7 protein-coding genes and 1 pseudogene are annotated in these 6,554 nt (G+C 66.1%); 1 reads left to right on the top strand and 7 read right to left on the bottom strand.

Features of this window, described 5'->3' with window-relative positions; translation table 11 throughout:
• Nucleotides 1-101: pseudogene (locus ACK4FJ_RS13835) on the bottom strand (ferredoxin--NADP reductase); the annotation flags it as partial.
• A 330-nt stretch (nt 102-431) separates the two neighbouring features.
• On the opposite strand from ACK4FJ_RS13835, the gene ACK4FJ_RS13830 reads away from it, so the two are divergent.
• The gene (locus ACK4FJ_RS13830; RefSeq protein WP_409767286.1) at nt 432-905 is read left to right on the top strand and encodes a PaaI family thioesterase; all 474 of its coding nucleotides are present in this window, start codon (nt 432-434) and stop codon (nt 903-905) included.
• Here the strand turns inward: ACK4FJ_RS13830 and ACK4FJ_RS13825 are convergent.
• The 6 genes from ACK4FJ_RS13825 to ACK4FJ_RS13800 form a co-directional block, all read right to left on the bottom strand.
• The gene (locus ACK4FJ_RS13825) at nt 892-1,695 is read right to left on the bottom strand and encodes a hypothetical protein (protein ID WP_409767285.1); all 804 of its coding nucleotides are present in this window, start codon (nt 1,693-1,695) and stop codon (nt 892-894) included. The genes ACK4FJ_RS13830 and ACK4FJ_RS13825 overlap by 14 nt on opposite strands.
• A gap of 120 nt (nt 1,696-1,815) precedes the next feature.
• Nucleotides 1,816-2,532 (bottom strand): ribonuclease activity regulator RraA, encoded by a 717-nt coding sequence (locus ACK4FJ_RS13820; RefSeq protein WP_409767284.1) that lies wholly within the window; start codon nt 2,530-2,532, stop codon nt 1,816-1,818.
• 15 nt (nt 2,533-2,547) lie between these two features.
• On the bottom strand, nt 2,548-4,287 hold the full coding sequence (araD, locus tag ACK4FJ_RS13815) for an L-arabinonate dehydratase (RefSeq protein WP_409767283.1): 1,740 nt from the start codon (nt 4,285-4,287) through the stop codon (nt 2,548-2,550).
• A gap of 84 nt (nt 4,288-4,371) precedes the next feature.
• Complete coding sequence (locus ACK4FJ_RS13810) at nt 4,372-4,698, bottom strand: ferredoxin family 2Fe-2S iron-sulfur cluster binding protein (protein ID WP_409767282.1); 327 nt, start codon at nt 4,696-4,698, stop codon at nt 4,372-4,374.
• Nucleotides 4,699-4,766: 68 nt separating this feature from the next.
• A complete protein-coding gene (locus ACK4FJ_RS13805) occupies nt 4,767-5,180 on the bottom strand; it encodes a group III truncated hemoglobin (protein ID WP_409767281.1) in 414 nt (137 codons plus the stop codon).
• 179 nt (nt 5,181-5,359) lie between these two features.
• On the bottom strand, nt 5,360-6,541 hold the full coding sequence (locus ACK4FJ_RS13800) for a cysteine desulfurase family protein (RefSeq protein WP_409767279.1): 1,182 nt from the start codon (nt 6,539-6,541) through the stop codon (nt 5,360-5,362).
• Between the last annotated feature and the right edge of the window lie 13 nt (nt 6,542-6,554).

Below are 6,554 nucleotides of genomic sequence, written 5' to 3'. Positions count from 1 at the left end.
CGGAAGCTCGGGTCGCGCGTCGTGCGGAAGGTGAACAGCGTGTCGGTCCAGTGATGCACATAGGTCACCGTCTCCTCGCGCAGGTTGCCGCCGGGCTTCAGCAGCGGATGCGAGGGCGCCGTTTCGGCGACAGGGTTGGCGGCGACGGCGGCAGTGGCAGGTGACGTCATGGTTTGGCTCGGCATTTTGCTGGGGCAGCGCGGGAATACAGCAAGGCTGACCGGAACTCACGGCCTAAATCATATGTGTACATATAATATGATTCCGACGCCTTGAACAGTCTGATATTAACATTCCCCACTCAGAATCAAGCATTGATATCAATCAACATAACGCCCCTGTTTTTATCATACCCGGCTGATGCCTGCTGCTGCCATGATGCTGTCAGCAGCGATGGCCTAGTGTCCGCTCCTCAACAGACCGGACCCGCCATGACCACGACGCTTGCAGCTTCCCCCGCCACTGCCTCCCCCCAGGCCTCCGCACCCACCGCGCTCGACCGCATCCCCATGCCGCCTTCCGCTGCCCTGCTCGGCTGGCACATGCTGGATCACGACGCCGAACGTGGCTGGGTGCGGATCGGGTTTCAGGGACGGCCGGAATTCCGCAACCCGGCCGGCTTCATCCAGGGCGGCATCCTGGCCGCGATGCTGGACGATACGATGGGCCCGGCCCTGTGGCTCAAGACCGACGGGGCGTCGTTCAGCACCACCATCGACCTGACGGTCAGTTTCCTCAATCCCGCCAATCCCGGCCTGCTGATCGGCGAGGCCAGCGTGGTGCAGCATGGCCGCACCATCGCCTTCCTCGAAGGCCGCTTGAGCGACGCCGAGGGCCGCCTGCTCTGCCGCGCCACCGCCAGCGCGCGGCTGGTGCCCGCCGAACGCATCCCTAGCGCGGGCTGACCTTCATCCGCTCGATATCGTGCAGCACCATGACGAATTCGTCCGGCTTGATCTGCACTGCGCCGCGGAACGGCAGGTCGAATGACACGATCAGGAACATCACCAGGCCGAAGGTGGCGGCCACCAGGCCGCTGACAAAAATATGGAAGCCTCTGTGCGGCGTGCCGAAGATCCAGCAAAACAGGATCGAGATCAGGCCGCCGAACAGCACCACGACCCAGACGCTGGGCTCCAGTTCCTCTTCCGCGGCCAGCAGGCGGTCGCGGCGGGCATCGTAGAGGTCGTTCAGCCGGGTCAGCATTTCCTGCATGACGGCCAGCGATTTCGCGTCGGAGGGCGTGTCGGCCATCATCATACCGGCCACCTGCTCCAGCAGGATCCAGCCCTTGTTGCCGATCATGCCGCCGGCGGCCATCGCCGGCCACTCCTCCTCGATGACGGTGCGCACATACTGCTCCATCAACCGGTCCATAGCCTCGCTGACATCGGGATCGAGCATGCGGCTGTCGCGGTAGAGGTCGCCCAGTTCGGCGGCCTCCTTGCGCGCGACCTCACCGGCCTTGTTGAAGCTTTCCCAGGCCGCAACGGCGATGAAGGCCAGCAGCACGGCATAGATGACGCCGACGATCGAGGCCATGTAGACCGTCGCATCCTTGTTTTCCGTGCGCAGCTGGGCTGGCAGCAGGCGGAAGACGGCAAGCTGCCCGAGCAGGCCGGCGAACACAAAAAATCCGACCACGACCGGCCCGATCACGTAGCTGGGATAGCCATAGAGAAAATCGTTCAGCATGTGCCTGCCCTTCCCCTTTGCGGTTGCAGCAACAGGCATCTGTTCAGGCCATGCTCGGCCTTCAAGCTTTGCTAACGTGTTTTCCCGTCCGGCATATAACGGCGCCGCGGCATAATCGCTTCAGCGGCCCTTCTGCTTGCGCCAGGCTTCGAAGTCCACCTTGGTCTGCGGATCGGTGGCAGGATAGAGGCCGCGGATCGAGCGGCCGGCCAGCACCTGCTCGGTGACGAAATCCTCAAACGCCGTCATCTCGACGGCTTCATTGGCGATCTCGTCGGCGATCTCGGCCGGGATCACCATCACGCCATCGGCATCGCCCACGATCACGTCGCCGGGAAACACCGGCGCATCGCCGCAGCCGATCGGCACGTTGATGTCAATGGCCTGGTGCAGCGTCAGGTTCGTCGGCGCCGAGGGCCGGCTGTGGAAGGCCGGAATCTTGAGCTGCGCGATCTCGCCGGCATCGCGGAAACCACCATCGGTGACCACGCCGGCCACGCCGCGCATCATCAGGCGCGAGATCAGGATCGAACCGGCGGAAGCCGCGCGGGCATCCTTGCGGCTGTCCATCACCAGCACCGCACCGGGCGGGCAGATCTCAACTGCCTTGCGCTGCGGGTGTTCGGGGTTCTGGAACACGGTGATCGGGTTTAGGTCCTCACGCGCCGGCATGTAGCGCAGAGTGAAGGCCTCGCCCACCATGGTCGGCAGCGACGGGTTGAGCGGCTTCACATCCTGTATGAACTGGTTGCGCAGGCCGCGCTTGTAGAGCGCCGTGGCCAAAGTGGCGGTGCTGACCGTCTTCAGCTTGTCGCGGGTTTCGGGCTTCAGGGGCATGAGGGTTCGTCCTGCTCAGAAAATGTCGGGTTCGCGCACCGGGGCGCCGAAGGCGGTTTCCAGAAAATCGAAGTCGCAGCCCTGGTCGGCCTGCTTGATATGCTTGGAAAACATCCAGCCATAACCGCGCTCGTAGCGCGGCTCGGGCTGTTTCCATTCGGCCCGGCGTTTGGCCAGCTCGGCCTCGGGCACATCCAGATTGATGCCGCGCTTGTCGACGTCGATGCTGATGATGTCGCCGTTGCGAACCAGCGACAGCGGCCCGCCGATATAGGATTCCGGCGCCACATGCAGGATGCAGGCGCCATAGCTGGTGCCGCTCATGCGCGCGTCCGAGATGCGCACCATGTCGCGCACGCCCTGCTTCACCAGTTTCTTCGGGATCGGCAGCATGCCCCATTCCGGCATGCCGGGGCCTCCCAATGGGCCCGCATTGCGCAGGATCAGCACATGGTCGGCGGTGACGTCCAGGGTCTCGTCGTCCACTGCCTTCTTCATCGACGGGTAATCGTCGAACACCAGCGCTGGACCGGAATGCTTCAGGAAGCGCGGTTCGCAGGCGCTGGGCTTGATCACGCAGCCGTCCGGCGCAAGGTTGCCTTTCAGCACCGCCAGCGCGCCTTCGGCATAGATCGGATCGTTCACCGTACGGATGACATCGTCGTTATAGACCTGGGCATGGGCGATGTTCTCGGCCAGGGTCTGGCCCGTCACCGTCACGGCATCGAGATGCAGGTGCGGTTTGATGCGGCCCATCAGCGCCGGCAGGCCGCCGGCATAGAAAAAATCCTCCATCAGATAGGCTTCGCCCGAAGGCCGGATATTGGCGATCACCGGCACCTTGCGGCTGGCGACCTCGAAATCCTCCAGGCCGATATCCTGCCCGGCGCGGCGCGCCATGGCGATCAGGTGGATGATGGCGTTGGTCGAGCAGCCCATGGCCATGGCCACCGCGATGGCATTCTCGTAGGCCTTGCGGGTCTGGATCGCTTGAGGCGTCAGGTCCTCCCACACCATCTCGACGATGCGGCGGCCGCATTCGCTGCTCATGCGGATATGGCCGGCATCGGCGGCGGGAATGGAGGATGCGCCCGGCAGAGTCATGCCGATGGCTTCGGTGATCGCCATCATGGTGGCGGCCGTGCCCATGGTCATGCAGGTGCCATAGCTGCGGGCGATGCCGGCCTCGATGTCGTTCCAGTCGCGGTCGGAGATGTTGCCGGCGCGGCGCTCGTCCCAGAATTTCCAGGCATCCGAGCCAGAGCCGAGGATCTTGCCCTTCCAGTTGCCGCGCAGCATCGGGCCGGCCGGCAGGTAGATCATCGGCAGGCCGGCGCTGGTGGCGCCCATCATCAGGCCGGGCGTGGACTTGTCGCAGCCGCCCATCAGCACCACGCCATCCACCGGATGCGAGCGGATCAGCTCCTCGGTCTCCATCGCCAGCATGTTGCGGTAGAGCATGGTGGTGGGCTTGACGAAGCTTTCCGATACCGAGATGGCGGGCAGTTCGATGGGCAGGCCGCCGGCCTGCAGCACGCCACGCTTCACGTCTTCCACGCGGTGCTTGAAATGGGCGTGGCAGGGATTGATGTCGGACCAGGTGTTGACGATGGCGATCAGCGGCTTGCCGGTCCATTCGATGGAGGCATAGCCCATCTGCATGATGCGCGAGCGATGGCCGAAGCTGCGCAGGTCGTCGGGCGCGAACCAGCGGGCGGAGCGCAACTGGTCCGGGGTCTTCTTTTTGCCGGGCATGATTCCTCCCTGATACTCTGGGGCAGGATCATGCCGGGAGCCGGCCGGCTTGGCCAGCCCGGGCCGGGCGGGAACCGGCAGGCCTTACATCATATTCCGGGTGGCGGTGGGCAGGCTGACCACCAGGCCATCCAGGGCCGGGGTCATGATGAGCTGGCAGCCCAGCCGCGAGGTCTTGGTCAGGCCGAAGGCGAGGTCGAGCATGTCTTCCTCGTCGGGCTTGGCCGCGGTGAGTTTGCCGTACCAGTCCGGGTCGACGATCACGTGGCAGGTGGAGCAGGCCAGCGAGCCCTCGCAGGCGCCCTCGATGTCGATGCCGTGCTTGTGGGCGATCTCCAGGACCGACAGGCCGACCGGCGCCTCGACCTCGACGCGCTTTCCGTCCGGCTGGATGAAGGTCATCTTGGGCATCGCTTACTCCTTGCTGGGGCGGGCTGGATATATAGCCCAGTCCGCCGGCCCGCAAGTTAGGGGACCCCTCAGCCCTCTCCCGGACGGGGCGCCGTCTCCCGCTCGCGGATGGCGGCCTGCCAGTGGCGCAGGCGCTGGTCGACGAAGCCGGCCGCCTCCATCACCCGCTTCTGCCCGGCCGGCGGCAGGTTGGCCTCGGCGGCCTGGCGGAACAGGGTGAGCCAGCGGTCGAACTGGGCCTCGCTCATCCGCAGCCTGCCATGGGCGCTCATGACGCAGCCGGCATAGCGGTCGGTGCCCAGCAGGACCCGGGACCAGAAATCGGTCACCACGGCGAGGTGCCCGTCCCAGTCGGGGATCACCGCCCGGAACATCGGACCCAGCAGCGGATCGGCATCGGCGGCGGCATAGAAGTCGCGCACGAGAGCGGCCACCTGATCCTCCGTCGCCAGCACATCCGCCTGTTCCTGAACCTCTGCCATGACCGACTCCCTGAGACCGAACCGGCCTCATGGGTAGCCGAGTCACGCCCGGGAAGGCCTTGCGCAGGATCAAAACCGGGGAAATTCCCCACCGTGCCGGCGGGGCGAAAAATCACTTTAAAATAACTAAATTATATTAATAAATTCAAATAATTATATAAATAATATAATTCAAAACATCACTTCATGTTTCTGTTCGCCAGGGCGATCCAGGCCGCCGCCGCGCGCTCGACGTCGTCTGCCGTGCTGGCCCAGCCGAGGCTGAAGCGCAGGGCCTCGCGGGCGGCCGCTTCGGGCAGGCCCATGGCGGTGAGCACATGGCTGGGGGTGACCTTGCCCGACGAGCAGGCCGACCCCGCCGACACGGCCACCCCGGCCAGGTCGAGGGCCATCACCTGGGTCTCGGCCGGCAGGCCGGGCAGACCGATGCAGAGCGTGTTGGGCAGGCGGGCGACCTCGCCGGCATGGACCGACGCCGCCGGACAGGCGGCCAGCATCAGACCCTGCAGCCGGTCGCGCAGGCTGGCCAGCCGGGGGCCTTCCAAAGGCAGGGCCAGCCGGGCGGCCTCGGCGGCGGCCCCGAAGCCGGCGATGCCGGACAGGTTCTCGGTGCCGGCTCGCATGCCCAGTTCCTGCCCCCCGCCGGCCAGCAGCGGCGCCGGGGTCCAATCGTCGCGCAGCACCAGCGCCCCCACCCCGGTCGGGCCGCCCAGCTTGTGACCCGAGAGGGTGAGGAAGTCGCAGGCCAGGGCCGCCAGGTCGACCGGGATTTTGCCGGCGGCCTGCACGGCATCGCACAGCACCAGGGCGCCGGCCTCATGGGCCAGCTGGGTCACTTCGGCCACCGGCTGGATCGCCCCGGTTTCGTTGTTGGCCAGCATGAGGGCAACCAGCGCCGGGCGGGGCAGTTCGGCCAGGGCGGCGGCGATGGCCCCGGGCGGAGCCACGCCATCCGGGCCGGCTGGCACTTCGCGCAGGGGCAGCCCCAGTTCGGCGGCCAGCAGGCGGGCCGGGCGCAGGACGGAATCATGCTCGATGGCCGAAACGACCAGCGCCTTCACCCCGCCCTGCCGGATCGCCAGCCGGAAGGCCAGGTTGTTGGCCTCGGTGCCGCCGGAGGTGAAAACCACGCGCTTGGGTTCAGCCCCCACCAGAGCGGCAACCTGGCCGCGCGCCCGGCTGGCCAGCGCCCGGGCGGCGCGGCCGAACCGGTGCACCGAGGAGGGGTTGGCCGGGGCGCCCAGGACCTCCAGAATCGCGGCGCGGGCTTCAGGCCGAAGCGGGGCGGTGGCGTTGTAGTCCAGGTAGGCCGCCGTAGACGTCGCAGGGGATGTTTCGGGGGGTGCCTTAGGGGCAGTCATCTGATTTCCTGCT

Source organism: Ferrovibrio sp. (assembly GCF_046297595.1).
GTDB lineage: Bacteria > Pseudomonadota > Alphaproteobacteria > Ferrovibrionales > Ferrovibrionaceae > Ferrovibrio.
The sequence above is the reverse complement of the archived record's forward strand: the minus strand, read 5'-3'. Positions and strand labels throughout refer to the sequence as shown.